22 protein-coding genes are annotated in these 22,784 nt (G+C 67.9%); 16 read left to right on the top strand and 6 right to left on the bottom strand.

The features are described from left to right. Nucleotides 1-14: 14 nt before the first annotated feature. The 7 genes from OB895_RS10635 (at nt 15) to OB895_RS10605 (ending at nt 5,939) form a co-directional block, all read left to right on the top strand. The gene (locus OB895_RS10635; RefSeq protein ID WP_079112044.1) at nt 15-344 is read left to right on the top strand and encodes a DUF7882 family protein; all 330 of its coding nucleotides are present in this window, start codon (nt 15-17) and stop codon (nt 342-344) included. Nucleotides 345-347: 3 nt separating this feature from the next. Beyond that, nucleotides 348-638 (top strand): hypothetical protein, encoded by a 291-nt coding sequence (locus OB895_RS10630; protein ID WP_079112045.1) that lies wholly within the window; start codon nt 348-350, stop codon nt 636-638. A gap of 72 nt (nt 639-710) precedes the next feature. Continuing rightward, nucleotides 711-1,934: an MFS transporter gene (locus OB895_RS10625; protein WP_079112046.1), complete on the top strand. Its 1,224-nt coding sequence runs from the start codon at nt 711-713 to the stop codon at nt 1,932-1,934. Nucleotides 1,935-2,069: 135 nt separating this feature from the next. Beyond that, entirely contained in the window at nt 2,070-3,377 is a 1,308-nt protein-coding gene (locus OB895_RS10620) for an ABC transporter substrate-binding protein (protein ID WP_042537269.1), read from the top strand. Between the two features lie 72 nt (nt 3,378-3,449). After that, nucleotides 3,450-4,322, top strand: coding sequence for a carbohydrate ABC transporter permease (locus OB895_RS10615; protein ID WP_042537267.1), 873 nt, complete (start codon nt 3,450-3,452; stop codon nt 4,320-4,322). Then, a complete protein-coding gene (locus tag OB895_RS10610) occupies nt 4,319-5,227 on the top strand; it encodes a carbohydrate ABC transporter permease (RefSeq protein ID WP_079112047.1) in 909 nt (302 codons plus the stop codon). The genes OB895_RS10615 and OB895_RS10610 overlap by 4 nt, the downstream gene beginning before the upstream one ends. 1 nt (nt 5,228) lies before the next feature. Continuing rightward, nucleotides 5,229-5,939 carry an alpha/beta fold hydrolase gene (locus tag OB895_RS10605; RefSeq protein WP_079112048.1) on the top strand — a complete coding sequence of 237 codons (711 nt, stop codon included), beginning with the start codon at nt 5,229-5,231 and terminating at the stop codon, nt 5,937-5,939. Between the two features lie 215 nt (nt 5,940-6,154). Here the strand turns inward: OB895_RS10605 and OB895_RS10600 are convergent, their stop codons facing one another. The 3 genes from OB895_RS10600 to hisD (OB895_RS10590) are packed head-to-tail and all read right to left on the bottom strand — an operon-like array spanning nt 6,155 to nt 8,981. Beyond that, nucleotides 6,155-6,895 carry an HpcH/HpaI aldolase family protein gene (locus OB895_RS10600; protein WP_042537262.1) on the bottom strand — a complete coding sequence of 247 codons (741 nt, stop codon included), beginning with the start codon at nt 6,893-6,895 and terminating at the stop codon, nt 6,155-6,157. Beyond that, the gene (locus tag OB895_RS10595; protein WP_042537260.1) at nt 6,895-7,653 is read right to left on the bottom strand and encodes an SDR family NAD(P)-dependent oxidoreductase; all 759 of its coding nucleotides are present in this window, start codon (nt 7,651-7,653) and stop codon (nt 6,895-6,897) included. The genes OB895_RS10600 and OB895_RS10595 overlap by 1 nt, the downstream gene beginning before the upstream one ends. After that, nucleotides 7,650-8,981, bottom strand: coding sequence for a histidinol dehydrogenase (gene hisD / locus OB895_RS10590; RefSeq protein WP_042537258.1), 1,332 nt, complete (start codon nt 8,979-8,981; stop codon nt 7,650-7,652). Before hisD (OB895_RS10590) ends, OB895_RS10595 begins: the two co-directional genes overlap by 4 nt. 100 nt (nt 8,982-9,081) lie before the next feature. Between hisD (OB895_RS10590) and OB895_RS10585 the strand changes: the two genes are divergently transcribed. The 4 genes from OB895_RS10585 to OB895_RS10570 all read left to right on the top strand — a co-directional run bounded on the left by OB895_RS10585 (nt 9,082) and on the right by OB895_RS10570 (nt 13,270). Then, nucleotides 9,082-10,083, top strand: a complete 1,002-nt coding sequence (locus tag OB895_RS10585) for a LacI family DNA-binding transcriptional regulator (protein WP_042537256.1) — start codon at nt 9,082-9,084, stop codon at nt 10,081-10,083. Between the two features lie 135 nt (nt 10,084-10,218). Then, nucleotides 10,219-11,199, top strand: a complete 981-nt coding sequence (locus OB895_RS10580) for a nuclear transport factor 2 family protein (protein ID WP_042537254.1) — start codon at nt 10,219-10,221, stop codon at nt 11,197-11,199. A gap of 30 nt (nt 11,200-11,229) precedes the next feature. After that, nucleotides 11,230-12,399: a cupin domain-containing protein gene (locus OB895_RS10575; RefSeq protein WP_042537252.1), complete on the top strand. Its 1,170-nt coding sequence runs from the start codon at nt 11,230-11,232 to the stop codon at nt 12,397-12,399. Next, nucleotides 12,392-13,270, top strand: a complete 879-nt coding sequence (locus tag OB895_RS10570) for a nitrilase-related carbon-nitrogen hydrolase (protein ID WP_079112051.1) — start codon at nt 12,392-12,394, stop codon at nt 13,268-13,270. Before OB895_RS10575 ends, OB895_RS10570 begins: the two co-directional genes overlap by 8 nt. Before the next feature lie 18 nt (nt 13,271-13,288). Here OB895_RS10570 and OB895_RS10565 read toward each other — a convergent pair whose 3' ends face one another. Beyond that, the gene (locus tag OB895_RS10565) at nt 13,289-14,215 is read right to left on the bottom strand and encodes a LysR family transcriptional regulator (RefSeq protein WP_153302118.1); all 927 of its coding nucleotides are present in this window, start codon (nt 14,213-14,215) and stop codon (nt 13,289-13,291) included. Between the two features lie 76 nt (nt 14,216-14,291). On the opposite strand from OB895_RS10565, the gene hisD (OB895_RS10560) reads away from it, so the two are divergent. After that, a complete protein-coding gene (hisD, locus tag OB895_RS10560; protein WP_079112053.1) occupies nt 14,292-15,608 on the top strand; it encodes a histidinol dehydrogenase in 1,317 nt (438 codons plus the stop codon). Between the two features lie 309 nt (nt 15,609-15,917). Here the strand turns inward: hisD (OB895_RS10560) and OB895_RS10555 are convergent, their stop codons facing one another. Then, a complete protein-coding gene (locus tag OB895_RS10555; protein ID WP_042537244.1) occupies nt 15,918-16,670 on the bottom strand; it encodes an SDR family NAD(P)-dependent oxidoreductase in 753 nt (250 codons plus the stop codon). A 117-nt stretch (nt 16,671-16,787) separates the two neighbouring features. Then, nucleotides 16,788-17,813: a LacI family DNA-binding transcriptional regulator gene (locus OB895_RS10550; RefSeq protein WP_052492838.1), complete on the bottom strand. Its 1,026-nt coding sequence runs from the start codon at nt 17,811-17,813 to the stop codon at nt 16,788-16,790. 196 nt (nt 17,814-18,009) lie between these two features. On the opposite strand from OB895_RS10550, the gene OB895_RS10545 reads away from it, so the two are divergent. Genes OB895_RS10545 through OB895_RS10530 form a run of 4 tightly spaced genes read left to right on the top strand, consistent with a single transcriptional unit; the run spans nt 18,010 to nt 22,748 of the window. After that, complete coding sequence (locus OB895_RS10545; protein ID WP_052492837.1) at nt 18,010-19,392, top strand: extracellular solute-binding protein; 1,383 nt, start codon at nt 18,010-18,012, stop codon at nt 19,390-19,392. After that, entirely contained in the window at nt 19,392-20,330 is a 939-nt protein-coding gene (locus OB895_RS10540; RefSeq protein WP_197065944.1) for a carbohydrate ABC transporter permease, read from the top strand. Before OB895_RS10545 ends, OB895_RS10540 begins: the two co-directional genes overlap by 1 nt. Nucleotides 20,331-20,338: 8 nt before the next feature. Continuing rightward, nucleotides 20,339-21,172: a carbohydrate ABC transporter permease gene (locus OB895_RS10535; RefSeq protein ID WP_079112054.1), complete on the top strand. Its 834-nt coding sequence runs from the start codon at nt 20,339-20,341 to the stop codon at nt 21,170-21,172. Nucleotides 21,173-21,209: 37 nt separating this feature from the next. Continuing rightward, nucleotides 21,210-22,748, top strand: a complete 1,539-nt coding sequence (locus OB895_RS10530; RefSeq protein WP_079112055.1) for a glycoside hydrolase family 32 protein — start codon at nt 21,210-21,212, stop codon at nt 22,746-22,748. Nucleotides 22,749-22,784: the final 36 nt, after the last annotated feature.

Here is a 22,784-nt window from a genome sequence, read left to right as displayed (position 1 = left end):
CTGAGGGAGAGATCATGGGACGTCTGACGTACGGCAACACAGCAACGCCGATCGAGCTCGACGATCGGTTGATGACGCACCTGCGGCTCGTGATCGTGACGAAGCTGCGGCGAAACGAGTCCTTCCCGCTCACGCTCGCGATGGGCGACGGTGTCGCAGAGACGATCTGGGTGCACGCATCGATTCCGCTGCGCTTCTCGATGACGCAGGAGGCGGATGTCGATCGTGCGCTGGTGGTGGCGATGATGAACGCTGCGAGCTCCGCGGGAGGCCTCGATCTGACCCGTGACGAGTTCGCCCGGGTGGTCGACGGCTCGCGCACCCTGCATGCGATGAGTGCGTGAACCATGTCCGCACGCATCAGGAACGCCGCCAAGGCTGTGACCAGTGCACGGGTGCGCTCGGCATCCCGGCCCCGAGGGCTGTGGGTGGAGGTCGACCCCGGCTTCCACGTCGGCAATGACCGACGTCAGTTCCTCGGTTCGATCACCGGGACGCCGCGCGAGGGCTTCCGCGCATTCGGGGCGCAGTCCGATTTCATCGGCCAGTTCGATCGCCTCGATGACGCGAAGGCCGCGATCGCCGCGGCGTCGGCGACCGCCGAGGGGTCTGCCCAGGTCGAACCGCTGCTGGGCTGATCTCAGGCAGGCGACGCCCGCGTCGCAAAGGGCGATTTTCGGCGACGAGCTGAGGCGTGTACCGTCGTTGCCATGACCTCGATCGAATCGATTCGACGCCCCGTCGCGGACCAGACGACCCGACGTGCGCGGATCGCCGTCTCGGCGCTGTTCCTCACGAACGGTGCGCTGTTCGCCAACATCCTGCCTCGCTACCCCGAGATCAAGGCCGCCCTCGACCTCGACAATGCCGGCTACGGACTCGCGATCGCCGCCTTCCCCGCCGGAGCCATCGCCGCCGGACTGTTCGCCGCCGTGCTGATCCGCCGCTTCGGTTCGGCGCGAATCGCGGTGATCGGCACGATCTGCACCGGCCTCGGGCTGCTCGCGGCAGCCTTCGCACCGTCCGGCATCCTGTTCGCCGTCGCCCTGCTGCTCGGCGGCGCGTTCGATGCGATCACCGACGTCGCGCAGAATGCGCACGGTCTGCGAGTGCAGCGGCGCTACGGCCGTTCGATCATCAACTCGTTCCACGCCATCTGGTCGATCGGCGCGGTGCTGGGTGGAGGCATGGCCGCGGCGGCGATCGCCCTGCAGCTGCCTCTCGGCGTGCACCTGGGCATCTCGACTGCGGTGTTCGCAGCCGTGGCCTTCACGGCACTCTGGTTCTGCCTCCCCGGCCGTGATGAAGAAGCGGATGCCGAGGCGACCGCTGAACCGGTCGAACTGCAGACCGCGGTGCGCCGCGGTGTGAGCCCGCGGACGGTGATGATCCTCATCGCGCTCACGCTCATCGCGATGGCCGGGGCGATCGCCGAGGACGCCGGCAACTCGTGGGCGACCCTGTACCTCAGCGACTCGCTCGGCGCCGCTGCCGCGGTCGCGCCCCTCGGATTCATCGCTCTGGTGGGCGCGCAGTTCATCGGACGGATACTGGGCGACGGCATGACCGACCGCTTCGGCCAGCGCGCCGTGGCCCGAGTCGGGGGCCTGATCGCCGCAGGGGGAATGGCCCTCGCGCTCATCTTCCCGAGCGTGCCCGGAACGATCGCCGGATTCGCCGCCGTCGGCTTCGGCATCGCGACGCTCATCCCCGCGGCCATGCATGCGGCCGATGAGCTGCCGGGTCTGCGCCCGGGGGCCGGTCTCACGATCGTGTCGTGGTTGCTGCGCATCGGTTTCCTGCTGTCGCCGCCGTTCGTCGGCTTCATCGCCGACACCGAGAGCCTGCGTGCGGGTTTGATCGTGGCGCCGGCCGCGGCGGTGGTCGCGGTGCTGCTTGCCGGAGTGCTCGAGAAGCGTCGTCCACGGGGGTAGTCGGCAGCGGCGGGCATGTCCAGACCCCTCCGCGCCCACCATGCCGCGGGTTTCGGCAGTATACGTATTCAATCCTCAAGAATTCCTGGAATATAGGCTTCCCTAAGTCCGTTGCATACGTATACCATCAGCGTCATGGGACATATCAAGCATCGGGCACTGCCGGTACTCGCCCTCGCAGCGGTGGGCATGATCGCCCTCTCCAGCTGCGGCGCCGGGACCCGCACCGACAACGCGAACTCGACAACGGTGTCGTGTGACTACACGGCTCCGGAGGGCAAGACCACGGTCAACGTCCTCGCCTACAACTCCTCGGCGATCGACCCGTTCACCGACACCATGGTGTCGAGCTGTTCGAACGACGACGTGACGCTGAAGCACGACCCGATCGACTTCGGCGGGCAGGTGACCAAGACCACGGCGACGCTCGCCGGCGACTCGGGCACCTACGACATCCTCGAAACCTACGGATTCGTCATCCCGGGCTTTGCCGAAGAGAAGAAGCTCGTTCCGCTGAACGACCTCTGGGACAAGTATGCCGACGACTACGGTCTGGGCGAGATCAGCGAGTCGATGGTGGAGGGCATGTCGTACGACGGCGACATCTACGCCATCCCGATGCAGGCGCAGATGTTCGTCATGGCATACCGCACGGATGTCTTCGACGACCTGGGGCTCGAGGTGCCGACCACCTTCGACGAGATGATCTCCGCCGCCGAGGCGATCCAGGCCGAGGGGCTCATGGACTACCCGATCGCGCTGCCGTGGCTCGCGACGAGCGACGTCTCCACCGGTTTCCAGGCCGCGATGAACTCGCTCGGCGCCGACTTCGTGAACGCCGACGGCGACGTGACGCTCGACGGCCCCGAGGCCAAGCAAGCCGTCGAGGCGATGCTCGCGCTCAAGCCGTACATGGATCCGCAGGTCACGACCTTCGACCAGCCCAAGGTGCAGCAGCAGATGTTCAACGGCACTGCGGCCATGTCGATCATGTTCTCGGGCCGGATGATCGACCTGACGCTGCCGGAGAACTCGAAGCTCTCCGACTCGTTCGGCTTCGCGGGGGCGCCCAAGCTCACGACTGACGCCGACTACTCCTACAACCGCCTGTCGATCGACGGATGGTCGATTCCGTTCAACACGAAGCTCGACCACGACATGCTCTTCCAGATGATGGCCTCGGCCGTCAGCGAAGACGCGTCGACGGCATCCGTTCCGGCGGCCTACCCGGCCCGCGAGGGGATGGTCACCGAAGAGAACTCGCCGTACGGCGCCGCCGCCAACGACTCGATCGCCTCGGCGATGCCGCCGATCGTGTCGCCGGTGCTGGCCGACCTGACGAACGAGATCCGCCCGATCCTCGTCGAGATCCTCAACGGCAACGTCTCCGTCGACGACGGGCTGGCGCAGATGCAGGCAACCGGCGAGTCCTTCGTCGGCTGATCCAGGACCGCCGGTCCGCGGCTGTGGCCTGAGCGCGAGTTCAGGCCACAGCTCGTCCAAGGGAGGACGCTTATGAAGACACGCGAGTTCTGGTTGCTCTTCGCACCGAGCCTGCTGGTGATGGGGGCGCTCCTCGTGCTCCCCCTGGTGCGCACGGTGCAGTGGAGCTTCGAGCAGGTCCGCTACGGCTCACCCGGATCGTTCGTCGGGCTCGACAACTTCGTCTACGCGCTGACTGATCCGCGCTTCCACCGGGCGGTCGCCTTCACCGTGATCGTCACGGTCATCACGACCGTGATCCTGCTCGTGTTCGGGTACATCATCGCGACAGGCGTCAACAGGATCACGACGTCCCGTCCGCTGGTACTCGGCATCCTGCTCGTCTCGTATGTGCTGCCCAACCTCGTGGGGGCTGTGGCGTTCTCGTGGCTGTTCGACGACAGCTTCGGCGGCGTCGTCAACCGGTTCATCGGGTTGATGGGCGGCACCCAGGTGCTCTGGTTCACCGACCAGGTTCCCAACGCGATCCTCGTGATCGCGAACACTGTCTGGTCGATGCTCCCGTTCGCGATGCTGATCATCCTGGCGGGGCTGCAGGGGGTGCCGAACGAACTGAAGGAAGCCGCGAAGATCGACGGAGCGAACGCCTTCCAGACCCACATCAGCGTGATCATCCCGACCATTCGCGGGGTGCTCGGGTTCGTGACGCTGATCACGATCATGGACGTCCTGAGGATGTTCGACAACCTGATCCCCCTGTCGCCGCAGGCGCAGTCGATCGGCAACGAGTCGATCATGCTCTACGTCTACTCGGTCGCCTTCGCCGACGGCGCACAGAACCTCGGCCTCGGCAGCGCGATCAACGTGCTCACCATCGTCCTCATCCTCATCATGCTGATCCCGTTCATCCGGGGCATCTTCAAGGAAGCGAAGGCAGAACGATGAGCCTCACGACCTCCGAGCTCTCCGACTCCGAGCTCTCCACCCGGGCGATCATCACCAGCGGCGCATCGAAGCGCAAGCGGCGCGGGCCGAACCGCCCCCCGGTCATCACCGGACTGCTGCTCGGCATCCTCTGCATCGTGATGCTCAGCCCGTTCATCTGGATGGCGCTGTCGGTCACGAAGCCCACAGACGTCGCGTTCTCGAACCCGCCGGTGTTCTGGGACTACGAGCCCACGCTGCAGGCCTTCGTCAACCTGTGGGAGACGACCTACTTCGCGGACTACCTCGTCAACACCCTCGTGGTCGCCGTCGTCTCGACCGTGCTCGCGCTGGTCATCGGCATCCCCGCGGCGTACGCGCTCTCGAGGTTCCCGAGCTATGTTTCGGCGCTGCTGCTGGTGCTCGCCCTGATCTTCCGGGCGCTCCCGCGCTTCTCGGTCGTGCTGCCGATGTACGACATCAGCAGGGCGCTCGGCATCTACGACACGACGTTCGCGTTGGCGATCGCCCTGGTCGCGATCAACCAGCCGTTCACGATCTGGCTGCTGCGCAACTTCTTCGCCGAGATCCCCCGGGAGCTCGACGAGGCCGCCATGATCGACGGCTGCACCAGGATCGGGATGCTGCGCAGAGTCATGATCCCGCTGATGGGCCCCGGCATCCTGACGGCCGGCATCTTCGTGTTCCTGTTCGCGTTCCAGGAGTACCTGACGGCTCTCGTGCTCACCGACACCTCGTCGAAGACCGTGCCGGTCTTCATCGCCACCCAGCTCGGGCAGACCCTGCCGATGCTGCAACAGGCGGGCGCCGCATCCATGCTGCTCACGATCCCGGTGTTCGTGATCGCGTTCATCGCGCAGAAGTACCTCGTCGCCGGCCTCAGCGACGGCGCTGTGAAGGGCTGACATGGCGGTCGCGGTGCCGCCGCTCGTGCTGCTGGCCGGCATGAACTGCACCGCCGATCTATGGGAGGACGGCGGTTTCGGAGGGGGAGCAGGTGGGGCGATCCGGCCGGTGCTGGATCGCCCCACCGTCGCGGAGCAGGTCGACGCGCTGCTCGACGAGCTGCCCGATTCGTTCATCGTGGTCGGGCACTCGCTCGGCGGCATCGTCGGCATGGCGCTCGCGCTCGCCGCCCCGACGCGTGTCGCGGGGCTCTGCCTCGTGTCGACCAACGCCAAGGCGCCGACCGATGCGCAGCGCTCCGGCTGGACGAGCTGGCTGGATGCTCTCGAAGGTGGTGCTGAGCCGCGAGCGCTGCAGGACAGCATCCTCCAGCCTCTGCTCGGAGAGGACGTCGTGCGAGATCGTCCCGACCTCGTGGAGCGCACGCTGCGCATGGGCGAGGAGACCGGGGCCGAGCGGCTGCGGGCTCAGCTGCGGATGCAGCTCACACGCACCGATCTGCTGTCGCGACTGGGCGGACTGACCATGCCGACGCTCGTCGTCTCAGGACTCGACGACGTCATCTGCCCGCCGCGCTTCCACACCGAGATCGTGTCGGCGATGCCGGACGCACGGCTCGTGTCTCTGGATGCCGGCCACCTGCTGCCGCTCGAGAGGCCGCGGGAATTCGGTGGACTCGTGGGGTCGTGGCGCTCGCACCTCCGCATCTGAGCCCGCAGACGCTCGGGCGCCGTCGCGCGGCGTCCTCTTGGGAGGAGGACTGCGCCCGGGGAGGAGAGAATCCGAGAGTCTCTCCTCCCGAAGCGCAGTTCTCCTCCCGAGGGGTGGGGATGAGGCCGCGGGTCCCGAGGGGTGGGATGCGGCCGCGAGGCCCGAGGGGTCGGGATGCGGCCGCGAGGCCCGAGGGTGGGGATGCGGCGGCGGGCTCAGCGCTCGGGCGTCGCCAGTCCGCGCAGATGCGCCATGAGGGAGGAGGCGAGGTTGTAGACCACGAGGTCGGCGCCGGCGGTGAAGGCCGCGCTTGCCGCATCCCGCGTGCCGACGATGTCCATGCGCAGGGAACCGGCGCGTGCGAGGGCCGAGTGCACGGCGGCGATGGCCTGCGGCACAGGCTGATCATCCGGGCCGGAGCTGGCCGCGAGATCGGCCGGACCGACCATGATGCCGTCGAGGCGCGGCACAGTGACGAGCGCATCGACGTTCGTGACGCCGCGGGGCGACTCGATCATGCCGAGCACCAGAGTGTTCTCGAGCCACCACTCGCGGTGGTCGGCGGGGTCGACGAGGCCGAAGCGCCCTGCCCGGCTGTACGTCGCGAAGCCGCGCGACCCGACCGGGGGGTACATCGCCGCGGCGACCAGCGCCTCGGCATCCGCTGTCGTGTCGAGGTGCGGAGCCAAGATGCCCTCGGCTCCCTGATCGAGCACCCGTAGGATCTGATCCCGATCGCCCTCGCCGACGCGCACGATGACCGGCACGTCGTGCACCTGCGCGAGCGCGATGTGCTGACGCAGCGCGACGAGGTCGGCCGGTCCGTGCTCGCAGTCGATCAGTACGAAGTCGAACGCGGCGACGGCGAGCATCTCGACGAGCTCTTCCGACGGCATCCGCAGCAGGGCGCCGATCAGCTTCTCACCCGCCCGTGCCCTGGCGCGCAGCGACGGCATCAGGCCACCATCCCGGCCGAGAGGTCGATGTCGGCGCCGCACATGCCCGGCATCGCGAGCATCGCGATGACCGCCGCGCCGACCTCTTCTTCCGTCACCATGCGGCCGAGAGCCGCACGCGACACGAACGCCTGCTCGGCAACGTCGATGCTCGTGCCCGAGCGCTCGGCCTCGAGGCGGAAGTTGCGTTCCATCCGTGGGCCCTGCACCGGGCCGGGGGAGAGCGAGTTCACACGCACGCCGGCGGGGCCGACCTCGAACGCGAGCGTCGACGTGAGTCCGATCACGGCCATCTTCGAGGCGCAGTAGGGGGTGCGATGCGCGAGCGGACGCTTGCCAGAGACGGATGCCACGTTGATGACGTCGCCGTCGCCGCGCTCCACCATTCCGGGCAGCAGCGCCTTGCAGAGCAGGAAGGTGCCGCGCACGTTCACGGCGAACACCTCGTCCCAGTCGGCGACGTCGATGTCGGTCAGAGCCGCGACGGGGCCGGGGATGCCGGCGTTGTTCACCAGGATCGAGACATCGGTGCCGGCGAGCTGCTCGCGGAGCGCGTCGACGGATGCCGGGTCGGACACGTCGCACGATATCCCCCGCGCCCGTGACCCGAGGTCGGCCGCGACGCGGTCGAGCTTCGCGGCGTCGCGCCCGACCACCACGACGTGCGCACCGGCGGCGTGCAGCGACCGGGCGATGGCCGCCCCGAGTCCGCTGCCGCCGCCGGTGACCACTGCCGTGCGACCGGAGAGGTCGGTCATCGCGTCTCCGCGCCGACCGCGGCGTGGCTCTCTTCAATCCAGGCGAATTCCGTGCCGGCATGACGCCAGGCACGGGCGTCACCCGAGCGGGCGTGGCCCTCGAACAGCTCGACCCGGGCAGCGCGCCCGCAGACGGCGCCGAGCTCGGCCGACGACTCGGTGTTCTGCACCTCCTGGTACGTCACGGTGCGCAGATACTTGCCGACCCAGAGCCCGCCCGTGTACCGGGCAGCGCCGAGCGTCGGCAGCACGTGGTTGGTGCCGATCACCTTGTCGCCGTATGAGACGCACGTGTTCTCGCCGAGGAACAGCGCGCCGTAGTCGTGCATCTTCGTCAGAGCCTCGCGCGGATTCTGGGTGAAGATCTGCACGTGCTCGAAGGCGAAGTCGTCGGCGATCCGATAGGCCTCGTCGAGATCGTCGGCGACGATCACCTGACCCCAGTCGCGCCAGGCCGGGCCCGCGTAGTCGCGCGTGGGCATGCCGGGAAGGATCTTCTCGATCCAGTCCATGACCTCTTCGGCCAGCGCCTGCGACGTCGTGACGAGCACGGCGGGCGAGTCGGGTCCGTGCTCCGCCTGAGAGAGCAGGTCGACCGCGGTGAAGAACGGGTCGGCGTGCTCGTCGGCGACGATGAGGATCTCGGTGGGGCCGGCGAACAGGTCGATGCCGACTTCACCGAACAGCTGCCGCTTGGCCTCGGCGACGTAGGCGTTGCCCGGCCCGGCGATCATGTTCACCGGCTCGATCGAGTCGGTGCCGACGGCCATCGCGGCGACGGCCTGGACTCCTCCGAGGATGTAGATCTCGTCGGCGCCGGCCATCTTCATCGCGGCCACGGTCGCAGCGGGGATCTCGCCGCGGATGGGCGGGGTGCACGCGACGACCCGAGGGACCCCCGCCACCTTGGCGGTGATGATCGTCATGTGCGCGGACGCCGTCAGCGGGTACTTGCCTCCGGGGATGTATGCCCCTGCGGCCTGCACGGGCACGTGCTTCTGGCCGAGGAACACCCCTGGAAGGGTCTCGACCTCGATGTCGACCAGTGAATCGCGCTGCGCCTGCGCGAAACGGCGCACCTGGCTCTGCACGAACTCGATGTCGGTGATCACCTGTGCATCGAGCGTGCCGATGATCTCCGTGATCTCCTCATCGGAGAGTCGGTACGAGTCGCGACTCCAGTTGTCGAACTGCTCGGCATACCGACGCACGGCGACGTCGCCGTTCTCGCGGATGTCGCCGATGATTCCCCTCACCCGCTCGGCGACGTCCTGCTGAGCGGTGTCCGCGAACGTCTTCGTCGGCGCGGTCTTGAGATGCAGGGGCATGGCCCTTCCTTCCGTTGCATACGTATGTGCTGATTATGACCGCGTATGCATTCGGGCGTCAAGAGCAGTAGAATCCGTGAGATCGAGGGGGAGGCGCCAGATGGTCGTCACGAGTCGTGATGTGGCCCGCTTGGCGGGTGTCTCGCAGCCGACGGTGTCTCGGGCGCTGCGCGACGATGCGCGAGTGTCCGAGGCGACGAAGCTCAGGGTGCGCGAAGCGGCCCAGCTGCTGGGCTACGTGCCGAGCGAGGCGGGGCGTGCCCTGTCGTCGGGTCGAACCCGGCGCATCGGCCTGCTGCTGACCGATCTCGACAACCAGTTCTACTCGCACATCATCGCCCCGGTGCACCGGGAGCTCGAGACCCTCGGCTACCAGCTGATGCTGCACACCGAGTCGGCCGACAACGACACGATCGTCGAACGGCTGCTCGCCAACGGTCTCGACGGCGTGATCCTCGCGACCACCACGGTCGAGTCCGTCGCACCGTTGCGCCTGAAGGACCGCGGCCTGCCGTTCGTGTACTTCAATCGCACCGGCTCATTCGTCGAGGCGGATGCCACCGTCGTCGATCCCGCGCCGGGCTATCGCGACGCTGTCCGGCGGGCGGTCGAACTCGGTCACACGCGCGTGGGAGCGGTGCTCGGACCGAGCAACACCAGCACGGCGCAGAGCCGGGAGGCGGCCTTGCGCGACGCCCTCGTCGCCGAGGGCGTGACGCTGCACGAGAGCGATGTGCGGCGGGTCCCGTACGGAGCGGCCGAGGGTGAGGCGGCGGCATCCGAGATCCTCGCCGGAGCAGACCGCCCGACCCTCCTGTTCTGCGGCAACGACGTGGTCGCATACGGGGCGCTCAACGCCGCCCACCGCGCGGGTCTGCGCGTGCCGGAGGACCTCTCGGTCCTCGGCTTCGACGATCTCCCCGAGGCTGCCTGGCCCATCATCGACCTGGCCACGATCGGATACGACATCGCCGGCATGGCGCGCACCGCCGCAGACCTCATCGTGCGTCGCATCGAGGACCCGGACGCCGCACTCGAGAAGACGCGGTTCGAATCCGCTTTCGTGTCGCGGCGCACCCTCGCGGCCCCGCACGCCGGCTGACCCCGCCGCTCGGCGATGATCACCGTGTGCGCAGGATCGTCTCTTGCGCTGGTTTGTGCATACGCATACACTGACGAAGACGAAGCCAGCGATCACCGATGAACCGCAGCTTCGCGTCTCGAAGGAGTGAAAAGCGTGTCTCTCGACCCGGTTGCTTACCTGCCGTACAAAGACCCCGACGACTTCATCCGTGAGGTCACCGATCTGATCTGGGTCGATCGGTCGATCAGCTTCATCCGCGAAAACTACGAGCCCGACTCGATCGTGCACGGCGCCTACGGCACCTCGACCACGCGGCAGGAGGTCATCGAGGGAACGCTCATGCGCATCTCGGCGACGCCCGATCGCACCGGCCAGGCGGAGGACGTGATCTGGGAGGCCCGTGGAGACGACGCATTCCTCAGCTCGCACCTCGTGCTCTCCGGACATCTGCAGACGTCGTCGCACAGCCGCACGATCGCCAACTGCCTGTACCGCAAGGGGCGCATGGTCGAGGAGTGGGTGGTGCGGGACTCGCTCGCCGGTGCGCTCGAGAGCGGCCTCGACGTCGATGAGCTCGCCCGCGCCCAGGCCTTCCGCGGGTACACCGGATCGTGGACCGAGCCGGCCCCCGCCGATCCGATCGCGAGGGGCGACTCCGGTGCGCGCCCCGACGACTACCGCTCCGAGGTCGAGACCGTGATCGACATGATCCAGACGGTCTGGAACGACCGCGACCTGCAGAAGGTCGAGAAGTTCTTCCACCGCGACCTCGTGCTGCTCACGGTCGGCAACCGGGTCGTCATCCGTCCCGAGGGCTACCGTCGGGCGCTGCTGCGGTTCCTCGAGTCGTTCCCCGCGGGACAGTTCGAGATCCGCGACATCCAGACCAACTACGACGTGCGCTATGCGGGCCTGCGCGTCGCCGTCACCTGGAAGTTCGTGGGCGACTACAACGGCGTGCCGAACTACGGCAGCCTCACCGGCAAGCCGATCGACCTGATCGGCATCTCGCAGTTCACATTCCACCAGGGAGCCCTCGTCAAAGAGGTGCGCCTGTGGGACGACATCGCCCTGCGCGCCCAGATCGCGGGCGTTCGCGGCGACGAGCCTGCGGCCTTCAGCAACATCTACTGATCAGCGACTGATCGACAAGGAGAAGAAGAAATGAGCAACGCCATCGTCGACCAGGTCGACGTCATCGTCCCCGCGGACGAGATCGCACGCCGCACCATCCGTCGGTCCGACTGGGTGCCGTGCAACTCGGCGTTCATCGACTGCCGCACCCCGGGTTCCGACCGCAAGGAGAACTACTCGTTCATCGGCGCCGGTGTCTCGCAGAACGCGAGCCAGTACGTGAACCTCGAGGTGAACCACGGCTTCAACACCGGGGCCGCCGGCATGCCGAACGGCATCTCGAACAACCTGCACCTGCACTTCACCGCAGAGGTGTTCATCAACCTCGGCGGCGAGTTCCGACTCCGCTGGGGGGTCGACGGCAAGCAGGGCGAGTACATCAGCCACGACGGTGACATCGTCACGATCCCCACCTGGATCTTCCGCGGCTTCACGAACGAGGGGCCGGACGACGGCATCCTCTACACGGTGCTCGGCCGCGATGACAACGGCGGCATCATCTGGGGTCCGTCGGTGCTTCGCGAGGCGGAGTCGTACGGCCTGCACCTCACGGCCGACAACAAGCTCATCGACACGGTCGCGGGAGATGTGCTCCCCGACGACGTGCCCCTGATCACGCCGATGAAGCAGCACTACATCGACGAGCTCACGACCTACACGGTCGAGGACATGCGCTCGCGGGTCATCCAGCCGGGTGACCGCAAGTACTCGTCGGCGGCACTGCTCTGCGCAGCGGTCGACGGCGGCCACGTCGAGCTCGCCACCGCCATCGGCTACGGCATGAGCGAGAACCGCCGCCAGGTGCCGAACGTGACCGAGCCGCACTCGTTCAACCTCGCGTGGGTGCGTGCCGAGGCGGGACAGGGCGTGCTTCGCCACCGCCATGACAAGACGCAGGCGCTGCTGTTCAAGACCGGCCGGTGGGAGGTCACCCTCAACGGCGACCCGTCGACCGCGGTCACGCTGGGCGCGGGCGACACCTTCTCGGTGCCCGAGGGCAGCTGGCGCTCGTACGTCTGCGTCGAGGGCGATGAGACCGGAACCGGAACGGTGCTCGTGATCAACGGCGGCGACGACCGCGTCTACCTCGAGTGGGCTCCGGAGGTCGTCGAGGCGGCGGCCGCCGCCGACTGGACCATCGACCCCAACGGCTACCTGGCCCCTCTCGGAGTGATGGTCACCGCCACCGAGGATGACTGAGATCGCAGGGGCGCGAGGGGCTTCCGGCTCCTCGCGCTCCGGCGCCTCCTCCGCGGGTGTCGGAGCAGCGGATGCCGGTTCGCTGCGTGTCGCCGCGATCTCACCCGAGATCGTGATCGGCGATGTCGACGGCAACCTCGACCGCATCCGCTCGGCGATCGCCGCGGCCGCGCGCCGCGGCGCTCAGCTGATCGTGCTGCCGGAGCTGGCAACGAGCGGCTACGTGTTCGCCGATCGGGACGAGGCGCTCGGCGCCGCTCTGACCACCGGCGACCCGCGGTGGTCGTCGGTGCAGGAGGCGATCCCCGAGGGCGCCGTGATCGTGGTGGGGTATGCCGAGAGCGACGGCGATCGTCTGTTCAACACCGCCGCGGTCCTCACCCGCGATCTGCGCCTCGCCGACTACCGCAAGGCGCACCTCTGGGGCGCCGAGAAGCTGGTCTTCGACAGCGGATCAGAGGCGGGGCTCGTCGTCGATGCCCCGTTCGGCCGTCTCGGCGTGGCACTCTGCTACGACAACGAGTTCCCGGAGGTGCCCCGTCGGCTGGCACTGGCGGGCGCTGACGTGCTCGCACTTCCGGTCAACTGGCCGCTCGTTCCGCGCCCCACAGGTGAGCATGCTCCCGAGCTCATCCAGGCGATGGCATCGGCCAGGTCGTCGAGGCTGCCCGTCGTGATCGCCGATCGGTGGGGCTCCGAGCGCGGGGTCGACTGGACAGACGGCACGGCGATCATCGACGAGCAGGGGTGGATCGTCGCGTTCCGGGCCGTGATGGGGGCGACCGCCGTGCTGTCGCTCGATGCCGTCCGCAGCAAGGCGCTCCCGCCACACAACGACCTGTTCGCCGACCGTCGGGCCGACCTGTACTGAGCGGGTCCCGGGGTGCGGTCAGCCGAGAGCCGTGCGCCCCTCGTGCTCGGGCAGGCGTTCGCGCAGCATCCGCTCCGCCAGCTCGGCGAGCTTCTGGGTGGCCGGTGAGAGCAGCACGCCTTGGCGCTGCACGAGGGCGATCGTGTCGTGCATCGGTTCGGCGAACGGGAACGTGCGGATGCCGGTGGGAAAAGCCTCGGACTCCGCGATGGACCGAGACACGATCGTGTCGGCCGTACCCGCGGCGACCAGGCTGAGCGCCGTCTCGACGTGCTCGACTTCGACGGCGGGGTCGAGCGTGAGGCCCCGGAGTCGGGCGCGTTCGAGAAGCTGGCGCCGCGTCGGGTCGTCCCATCCGGCGAACGCGTCGTAGAGCACGAGCTTGGCGTCGGCGACCTCGTCGATCGAGACGGCCGGGGCGTCGGGCTCGCGGGTGGCCGAGGCATAGAGCACCTCGTCGCGGAACAGCGGGCGCACCTCGAGGCCGTCCTCGTCGACCGGAAGAACCAGCAGGCCGGCTTCGAGCTCGCCGGCGGCGATCGAGCGGGCGACGTGCGCCGAGTTGATGCCGACGAGCCGCAGTCGCACGTTCGGATGCCGGTGATGGAAGGTCTCGGCCAGATCCGCGAGCGCGTAGTAGGCCGCGTTGCGCAGCACGCCGAACGTGCAGGTGCCGCGGTCCAGCGACGTGAGCGCCTGGATGGTGTCGATGCCGTTCTGCACCGCGCTCACGGCCTGCGCCGCGTGGGGGCGCAGCTCGAGCGCGGCGGCCGTCGGCACGAGGCGCCTGCTGCCGCGGGTGAAGAGGGTCACGCCGAGTTCGCGTTCGAGGCGCGCGACGAGCTCGGAGACGGAGGCCTGCGTCATGCCCAGAGTCCTGCCCGCCGCCGTGAACGAGCCGTCGTCGAGCGCCGCGAGGAAGGCCGTCAGCTGCGTGATGGTCATAGCCAATGGTAAACCCGATGGATTGGCACGGATCATCAGGCTTGTCTCGTGGATGCAGCGGATCTAGCCTTCCTGCATGCGTTACTCCTCAGCTGTCCTCGCCCGCTACGACGGCGACTTCCATCACCTCAAGACCCCGCTCATCGACGCACCCGCCGCGCAGCGCGATCCGGCCGTCATCGAGACCGTCACGAGCATGCTCGCCGACATCCGCGAGCGCGGTCTCGATGCCGTGCTCGATTACGCACGCACGCTCGACAACTACCAGGGTGCCGACATCGAGCTCACCGCCGAGCAGATCGCGAGCAGCGGAGACCGCCTCGACCCGGATCTGCGCGCGGCGATCGAACTGGGGGCCGAGCGCACGCAGGCGTTCGCGCGCGCCTCCCGCGAGCACCTGACCGACTTCGAGACCGAGTTCGTTCCCGGCATCGTGACCGGCGCCAAGTACATCCCCGTATCGCGCGTCGGTGCGTACCTGCCGGCCGGTCGGTTCCCGCTCACGGCGAGCGCCTTCATGACCGTGGGCGTGGCGAAGGCGGCGGGTGTGCCGACCGTGATCGCCTGCACGCCTCCGCAGCCCGACGGCGGAGCGAACGACGCCGTCGTCTACGCCGCGCACCTCTCGGGGGTCGACCGCGTCTTCGTGATCGGCGGGGTGCAGGCGCTCGCGGCCATGGCCTACGGGCTGCTCGGCGATCTGCCCGTCGACATGCTCGTCGGCGCGGGCAACGCGTTCGTGGCCGAGGCCAAGCGTCAGCTCTTCGGCACGGTCGCGATCGACCTGCTCGCGGGTCCGAGCGAGGTCGCCGTGATCTCCGACGAGACCGCCGACCCAGTGCTCGTGGCCGCAGACCTGTTGGGGCAGGCGGAGCACGGGCCGAACTCGCCTGCGGCGCTCATCACGACATCCGAGGAGCACGGCCACGCTGTGATCGCGGAGATCGAACGGCAGCTCGAGACGCTGGCGACGGTCGACATCGCGGGTGCCGCCTGGCGCGACTACGGTGTCGTCACGGTCGCGAAGGATCGCGAGACCGCCGCGGCCCTCATGGATGACCTCGCCCCCGAGCACCTCGAGCTGCTCACGGCCGATGACGAGTGGTACCACGAGAATCTGCGCAACTACGGCTCGATCTTCCTCGGGCCCTGGAGCACCGTGGCTTACTCGGACAAGGGCATGGCCGGCACCAACCACGTGCTGCCGACCGCGGGTGGGGCGAAGCACAGCGCGGGTCTCTCGGTCTCGCGCTTCCTGAAGCCTCTCACCTATCAGCGCATCAGCCGCGAGGCGACGCCCGAGCTCGCGAACGCCGTGCAGGTGATCTCCGACTCCGAGGGGATGGCCGCACACAGCGCGACGGCCACGCTGCGGTTGGACCGTCTCGCCTGACGGGGCGTGCCGCCATCGTCCTGCATCCGGTCGCGACGGGTAGGTCGGGGCCGGATGCAGGACCGAGGCACGGATGCAGGGCGGGATCGCCGATCTCGTCCTGCATCCGTGCTGTCGTCCTGCAGACGGACCGGGGTGCCTGGGCTGCGGCGCCGGAGGTGGGGCCGGATGCCGGCGGATGCGGGACCTGACCGGTGTCGGATGCAGGACCGAGGCACGGATGCAGGATCATGCGGATGGTTGAGTCCTGCATCCGTGCTTTCGTCCTGCAGATGTGCCGCACTGCGAGACCCGCGCGGCCATTGAACCTCAGAGGGCGGTGTAGCCGCCGTCGACGAGGTGGTAGCTGCCGGTGATGAAGCTGGCGGCGTCGCTGGCGAGGAAGGCGATGAGGTTCGCGACCTCGTCGGCCTGACCGAGACGGCCGATCGGGTGCTTGCTGACGAGGAAGTTCTTCGCAGCGGCATCCATGCTCGCGAGCAGCGGGGTGTCGATGAACCCGGGGCCGACCGAGTTCACGCGCACGCCCTGGGCGGAGTACTCGAGGGCGGCCGACTTGGTCATGCCGACGACCGCGTGCTTGGCGGCGACGTAGGCGGGCGAGTTCGCGAAACCGACGCTGCCGAGGATCGAGGCGATGTTCACGACGGAGCCGCCGCCGTTCGCGAGGATCGAGGGGATCTGCGCCTTCATATTGCGGAAGACGGCGTTGAGGTTGATCGAGATGACCTTGTCCCACGCGGCGTCGTCGTATTCGGCGGTGGGGGCGGATGCTCCGCCGATGCCGGCGTTGTTGACGCCGATGCGCAGCGGAGCGAGCGTGTTCGCGAGCTCGACCGAGCTGGCGATCCAGGCGGTGTCGGTCGCATCTCCGACCGATGCCTCGGCGATGCCGCCGGCGGCGCGGATCTCGTCGACGACCGCGTTCGCGTGCTCCGCGTTCAGGTCGTTCACGACGACGGATGCGCCGTTCTGAGCGAGCAGGAGAGCGGTCGAGCGTCCGATTCCGCTGCCTGCTCCCGTCACGATCGCCGAGCGGTTCGAGACGTCGTACTGAGCCACGAGTGACTCCTCTTCCGGACGGTCGCGGTGCCGGGAGATCTTCTCGGACGGTCCGTCCTTCTCTCCAGCCTACGCCCGCAGAAGGGGGATGGATGCGCGTGAATGGATTTTTCTCGGTCAGCCCAGAGAGCGGATCGAGGCGCGCTCGACGACCGGCATCGGGATCAGCACCGCGTCGAGCGGGCGCTCGCCGAGCAGCATCTCGACCGCGGTGCGCCCCATCACGTCGTAGGGGAGTCGCGCGGTCGTGAGTCCCGGTCGCTGGAAGCCGGCGAGCTCCTCGTCGTCGAAGGAGGCGACGGAGATGTCGTCGGGAACTCGAAGCCCTCGCTCGGCGATCGCCTGATACGTGCCGAAGGCCACTCCGTCGTTGCCGGCCAGGATCGCCGTGAGGTCGGGGTGCGCGTCGAGCATCTGCAGCGTGCGCGAGTATCCGATGTCGGGGTTCCACTCGGGGACGTCCATGATGAACGGATCGACGCCGGCCTCGGCGAAGGCGGCGCGGATGCCGTCGAATCTCGGGCCGATGGTCACCGAGTGCCGGGGAGACGACACCGCACGCGGGTTGTTGCCGATCACGCCGACCCGGCGGTGGCCGGCATCCGTGAGCAGGCGCGCCATCGCATGGCCGGCGGTCCGCTCGTCGGGGAGTACGGAGGGGTGCCCCGTCGTCGACGTGCCGTTGACGATCACGACCGGCACGTCGGCGGGGGTCTCGGGCACCTCGATCATGCGGGCGCCGAGGAGCCCGATCAGGATGCCGTCGACCCGGCGGTCGATCATCGCCTGGATCTCGTCGGAGATGGTCGCGTCATCGCCCTCCGTCTCGGCGATCAGAACGGTGTGGCCGTGCTCCTTCGCCGCGGACAGCAGGCCGCGGATCATCTCGGAGGCATAGCGGGTCACGGTGATCTGATCCGAGATGAATCCCAGAGTCTTCGTCTTGCCGAGGCGCAGACTCTGGGCGGCGGGATTCGGCCGATAGCCGAGTTCCTCCGCTGCTGCCCGCACCCGGCGTGCCGCGTCGGCGGAGAGACGTGAACCCGGTCGGTCGTTCAGGATCATGCTCACGGCGGTCTTGGACATGCCCGAGAGCGCGGCGACGTCGGCGAGCGTCGGCCTGCGATCGACGTTCTTCGGCACCGGGTTCCTCCTGTCGTGACATCCCCAGCTTAGGCAGTGCATGCGGCACCCCGGAACCACGCTGGTTGAATTGATTTAGCAAAATCATTGCGGCCCCGGATCGACGATGCTAACCTCGGCGATGCTGAATCAATTTAGCTTCGCGGGCGGGACTCGATTCCCTCGCTCTGAAGTCATTCACTCAGGAGAGAACATCGTGGTTGATCTCACTCGCAGGGCTCTGCTCGGCGCGATCGGTCTGGGCATCGTGGGCACCGTCGTCTCGTGGCCGAGACTCACCGGAGCCGACATCCCCGGCCGCGGCACAGACACTCTGACCGTCGCCCTCTTCGGCACTGCGCAGGACGCCGTGGCGCGTCAGGCGCTGGTCGACGGCTTCCAGCGCAAGCACCCCGGCATCACCGTGCGCATCGTGGCCATTCAAGGACAGGACTGGAGCGAGTACTTCGCGAAGATCCTCACGATGATCGCCGCGGGCACGCCGCCCGACGTCGTCACGGTCGCGACCGAGGGGGCGCAGCTCTTCGCATCGCGCCTCGCGCATCCTCTCGACGAGTATGTGCGCCGCGACGCGTCGGAGATGCAGGAGTACTTCGACGACGTGAACCCGACCCTCATCGAGGCGTTCATGTACCAGGGCAGCCTGTTCCAGATGCCCGACAACTTCAATGCGGCGAACGTCTTCTACAGCACGACGGCGATGGATCGCGCGGGGCTGGAACGCCCCGCCGACAACTGGACGCTGGAGGATTTCCTCGGCACCGCCCGTGCGATGAAGAAGAGCGCTTCGGGGCAGTTCCTGCCGTACTTCTGGAACAACCGGTTGTGGGGCGGCGTCGTCCCCTGGCTGTACGTCAACAACACCAGCTTCCTGCACGAGGAGAAGGCGAGCGGCGGCGACTGGCTGTGGGACCGCTTCTACCCCGGCCAGCCGGCCCGCAGCGGCGGCTACGTGTGGAAGCAGGCCGACGCCCTCAACGAGCACGCGATCGAGAGCTTCTCGGTGCTCGAGCGCATGGTCTCGGAGGGGCTCGCCGCGAACCCCGCACAGGGTGGCGGAAACGAGCTGGTCTCCCTGTTCTCCACCGGCTCGGTCGGGATGACCCCCGCGGGAGGCTTCTGGGTCAGCGGCCTCGAAGAGGCGGGCGTCGCGAACGACGCCTACGACGTGACCTACTTCCCGAGGATGGCGGGGCAACGGCACCAGTTCGGGGCGGGCGGCTACGCGATCATGGAGACCTCGCCCCGCAAGGACGAGGCATGGGAGTGGCTCAAGTACTGCGTCTCGGTCGAGGGCATGACGATCGCCCACCCGAAGCCCGACTCGTCACTCCCTCGTCGCTCCCTCAACGCCGAGCTCTATGGCGCGGGGGTGGGGCCTGCGCACTGGGAGGTCTTCTACGACACTCTCGACAAGTTCCCCGACACCGGTCCGATGCCGGCGCCTCCGCAGCAGGCCGCTGTCGAGTCCGCTCTGCTCAAGAACGTGGTGTCGACCATCACGAACGGCCCATCCGGCGTCCGCCGAGGGCTCGAGACCATGCAGCGAGATCTCGAGCTCGCGCTGGGGGGAAACTGATGTCCGAGAACACCACCCGCACTCTCACCGTGCCGCCGGGATCCCGGCGCGAGACCGGCACGGTCGCCCGCTCGGGACGATCGATCATCTGGGTCTTCCTGGCGCCCACCCTCATCGGGCTCGGGCTGTTCAACTTCGTCCCGATCATCGGATCGTTCGTCCTGGCCTTCTTCCGCTGGGACATCATCTCCGACCCGGTCTTCGTCGGGTTCGACAACTTCGTCGATCTGGCGGCCAACCCGACGGTGAGCGTGTCGTTCCTGAACACCATCGGCTTCGTCGTCGTCGCCGTCATCCTGCAGCTCGGGGTCGCACTGGTGCTCGCGGTGCTCGTCCAGTCGAAGATGCCGAACTGGCTGCGCACCTTCTTCCGGTCGGCGCTGTTCTTCCCGCTGATCCTGTCGGCCGCCTCCGTCTCGCTGATCATGGCGTACCTGTTCAACCAGGAGTTCGGCCTGGTGAATCAGACGTTGAATCTGATCGGCATCGCGGATGTCGGATGGTTGACGACCGGACTCGGCGCGAAGGTCGTGGTGCTCCTGGTCTACGTGTGGCAGAACTTCGGGTTCACGTTCCTGCTCTTCATCGGCGGGCTCGCCGCGATCCCGAGTGAGGTCTATGAGGCGTCCGCCCTCGACGGTGCGGCGGGATGGACCCAGTTCCGCATGATCACGCTGCCCCTGGTGAGCCCGACGCTGCTCGTGGCATCCGTCATGGCGATCATCAACGCCCTGCAGATCTTCGACCAGCCGTGGGTGCTGACCCGCGGTGGCCCCGGTGACGAGACCCGCACGGCCGTGATGGTGATCTACGAGTCCGCGTTCCGACAGCTCGATTTCGGTGGAGCGTCGGCCATCGGCATCGTGCTGACCCTTCTGATCATGCTCGTCACGGCCATCCAGTTCCGGCTGAGCCGCCGATTCGTCTTCTACGGGTGAGGCCCATCATGACAACGACAGTGGTTACGAAGCGCTCCTGGCTCTACACGCTCGGCACGGGCGGCAAGTTCGCCCTGCTCGGACTCGCGGCACTGCTGACCCTCGGGCCCGTCGTCTGGACCCTGATCACGGCGCTGTCGCCGACCGACAGCGTGACCCAAGAGGTCAACGTGGGTTTCGGAGCCTTCGCCGACGTCTTCACCAAGATCCCGATCTGGCTCTACGCGTGGAACAGCGCCCTGGTGGTGCTGCTGGTCGCCGCCGGCCAGATGCTCTCCGCCGCGATGGCCGGCTACGTCTTCGCGAAGTTCGAGTTCCGTCACAAGAAGCTGATGTTCGCGCTGATCCTCGCGACGATGATGGTTCCGCTGCAGGTGACGATCGTCCCCGTGTTCATGCTGGTGAGGGGCATGGGGCTCGCCGACACCCTCCTCGCTCTCATCGTGCCTGCGCTTCCCACCGCTTTCGGCACATTCCTGATGCGGCAGTACTTCATGGGCATCCCGACCGAGCTGGGTGAGGCCGCCCAGCTCGACGGGGCCGGGCCCTGGCGCACGTTCTTCGGCGTCTATCTCCCGCTGGCCACCCCCGGGCTCGCGATCGTCGGCATCCTCGCCTTCAACTATCACTGGAACGAGTTCTTCCGACCTCTCATCATGACCATCAGCGATCAGAACTTCACGCTGCCACTCGGCCTGGTGACGCTGCAGGGCAACCTCGGCACCGGCAGCGTCTCGACGGTGCTCGCCGGTGTGATCCTCTCGATGATCCCCGCACTCCTGGTGTTCTTCTTCGGGCAGAAGCCTCTGCGCGAAGGACTCACGGCGGGCGTCGGCAAATGACGCACGCCCCCCATCAAGTAGAAAGACGACTGCCCCGGTGACCCCCACTGACCTTCCCCCGGTCCGCACCCTGAGCCCGCGACTGCACTTCGCTCCGCGCAACAACTGGATGAACGATCCGAACGGTCTCGTCTTCCACGACGGTCTGTACCACCTGTACTTCCAGTACAACCCGCAGGGCAGCGAGCACGCCCATCTCAGCTGGGGCCACGCGACGAGCACCGATCTCGCGCGATGGACCGAGCACGAGCCGGCGATCCTCTGGGACGACACGGAGCAGATCTACTCCGGCTCCGTCGTGGTCGATCACGGCAACACCTCAGGGTTCGGCACGGCCGAGGAGCCTCCGCTGGTGGCGCTCTACACGGCGGCCGCGGACGGGCACCAGGCGCAGGCTCTCGCGTACAGCACCGACGGCGGATACGTCTGGACGAAGTATCGGGGCAACCCGGTGCTCGACCGGGGCACGAGCGACTTCCGCGATCCGAAGGTGTTCCGCTACGACGACGGGGGCGACGGCTACTGGGTCATGGTCGCGGTCGAGGCGGAGGACCGCCAGGTGCTGTTCCACCGCTCCGACGACCTCAAGACGTGGACCTACCTGTCGTCCTACGGTCCGGCCGGCCCCGTCGGCGGGGTCTGGGAGTGCCCGGACATGTTCAGGCTGGCGATCGACGGCGATGAGGACGATGCGCGGTGGGTGCTGCTCATCAGCCTCAACCCGGGAGGCATCGCCGGCGGCTCGGGGACCCACTACGTCGTGGGCGAGTTCGACGGCACGACCTTCCGGCCGACTGCGCCCCTTCCGACCCCCGCGCCCGAACTCCTGGTCGACCGCAGCCAGTCGCGTGACGAGCTCGAGGCGTTCGGCTGGGTCGACTTCGGCCCCGACTGCTACGCCGGCGTCACGTTCGACGGCCTCGCCGCGCACGAGCGAACGCTGATCGCCTGGATGGACAACTGGCGGTACGCCGGCAGCATCCCGCACGATGACTCATCCGAGTACCGCAGCGCGATGACTCTTCCCCGCAGGCTCTCGCTCACCCGCGACGGCAGCGGCGCGGTGCGTCTGCGGCAGGCGCCGGCGATCGAGGTCGGGGCCGACGAGATCATCGAGCTCGGCTCGCTGACGGGTCGTGTCGCTGTGGGCGCGGGGCCGGCGGGTGCGGGGTCGGCGGATGCTGCGCTCGCGGACGCGGTGCGGATCCGTGTCACGGCGACCTTCGGAGATGCCGACAGCGTCGAACTCCGCATCGGGGCCGGGGATGCCGGCGAGGTCGTCATCCGGCAGAGCCACGCGAGCGGGCGCATCGACGTCGTTCGCCCCGACGTGGTTCCGCCTGCGGGGGTGGGCGGGTCGATGTCGATGCCCGTCGCGCGTGCGGGTGATGTCGCCTGGGAGATCTGGATCGACGCGCTGAACGACCGGGTGGCATCGCTCGAGCTGTTCGCGGAGGACGGCGATCGGGTGCTCACCGCGTTGATCCCCGCCTCCTCTCATCGCACCTGTTCGCTGGCGGCCGTGGGGGGAGCGCTGCGCGAGGTGCGCGTCGCCGTCGCAGAGGAGGCGTGCTGAGGTAGCGGCACCGGCCTCGCGCGCGACAGCTGCGGT

It is taken from the genome of Microbacterium forte, from assembly GCF_031885415.1.
GTDB lineage: Bacteria > Actinomycetota > Actinomycetes > Actinomycetales > Microbacteriaceae > Microbacterium > Microbacterium forte.
This window is presented reverse-complemented; position numbering and strand designations above follow the sequence as displayed.

What these genes read in the sequence shown, in the direction of transcription:
- OB895_RS10570 (WP_079112051.1), top strand. Translation starts at nt 12,392, where the DNA reads ATGACTGAGATCGCAGGGGCGCGAGGGGCTTCCGGCTCCTCGCGCTCC.
- OB895_RS10635 (WP_079112044.1), top strand. Translation starts at nt 15, where the DNA reads ATGGGACGTCTGACGTACGGCAACACAGCAACGCCGATCGAGCTCGAC.
- OB895_RS10540 (WP_197065944.1), top strand. Translation starts at nt 19,392, where the DNA reads ATGTCCGAGAACACCACCCGCACTCTCACCGTGCCGCCGGGATCCCGG.
- hisD (WP_042537258.1), bottom strand. Translation starts at nt 8,981, where the DNA reads ATGCCCCTGCATCTCAAGACCGCGCCGACGAAGACGTTCGCGGACACC.
- OB895_RS10565 (WP_153302118.1), bottom strand. Translation starts at nt 14,215, where the DNA reads ATGACCATCACGCAGCTGACGGCCTTCCTCGCGGCGCTCGACGACGGC.
- OB895_RS10615 (WP_042537267.1), top strand. Translation starts at nt 3,450, where the DNA reads ATGAAGACACGCGAGTTCTGGTTGCTCTTCGCACCGAGCCTGCTGGTG.
- hisD (WP_079112053.1), top strand. Translation starts at nt 14,292, where the DNA reads ATGCGTTACTCCTCAGCTGTCCTCGCCCGCTACGACGGCGACTTCCAT.
- OB895_RS10585 (WP_042537256.1), top strand. Translation starts at nt 9,082, where the DNA reads ATGGTCGTCACGAGTCGTGATGTGGCCCGCTTGGCGGGTGTCTCGCAG.
- OB895_RS10620 (WP_042537269.1), top strand. Translation starts at nt 2,070, where the DNA reads ATGGGACATATCAAGCATCGGGCACTGCCGGTACTCGCCCTCGCAGCG.
- OB895_RS10595 (WP_042537260.1), bottom strand. Translation starts at nt 7,653, where the DNA reads ATGACCGACCTCTCCGGTCGCACGGCAGTGGTCACCGGCGGCGGCAGC.
- OB895_RS10600 (WP_042537262.1), bottom strand. Translation starts at nt 6,895, where the DNA reads ATGCCGTCGCTGCGCGCCAGGGCACGGGCGGGTGAGAAGCTGATCGGC.
- OB895_RS10575 (WP_042537252.1), top strand. Translation starts at nt 11,230, where the DNA reads ATGAGCAACGCCATCGTCGACCAGGTCGACGTCATCGTCCCCGCGGAC.
- OB895_RS10625 (WP_079112046.1), top strand. Translation starts at nt 711, where the DNA reads ATGACCTCGATCGAATCGATTCGACGCCCCGTCGCGGACCAGACGACC.
- OB895_RS10630 (WP_079112045.1), top strand. Translation starts at nt 348, where the DNA reads ATGTCCGCACGCATCAGGAACGCCGCCAAGGCTGTGACCAGTGCACGG.
- OB895_RS10535 (WP_079112054.1), top strand. Translation starts at nt 20,339, where the DNA reads ATGACAACGACAGTGGTTACGAAGCGCTCCTGGCTCTACACGCTCGGC.
- OB895_RS10610 (WP_079112047.1), top strand. Translation starts at nt 4,319, where the DNA reads ATGAGCCTCACGACCTCCGAGCTCTCCGACTCCGAGCTCTCCACCCGG.
- OB895_RS10605 (WP_079112048.1), top strand. Translation starts at nt 5,229, where the DNA reads ATGGCGGTCGCGGTGCCGCCGCTCGTGCTGCTGGCCGGCATGAACTGC.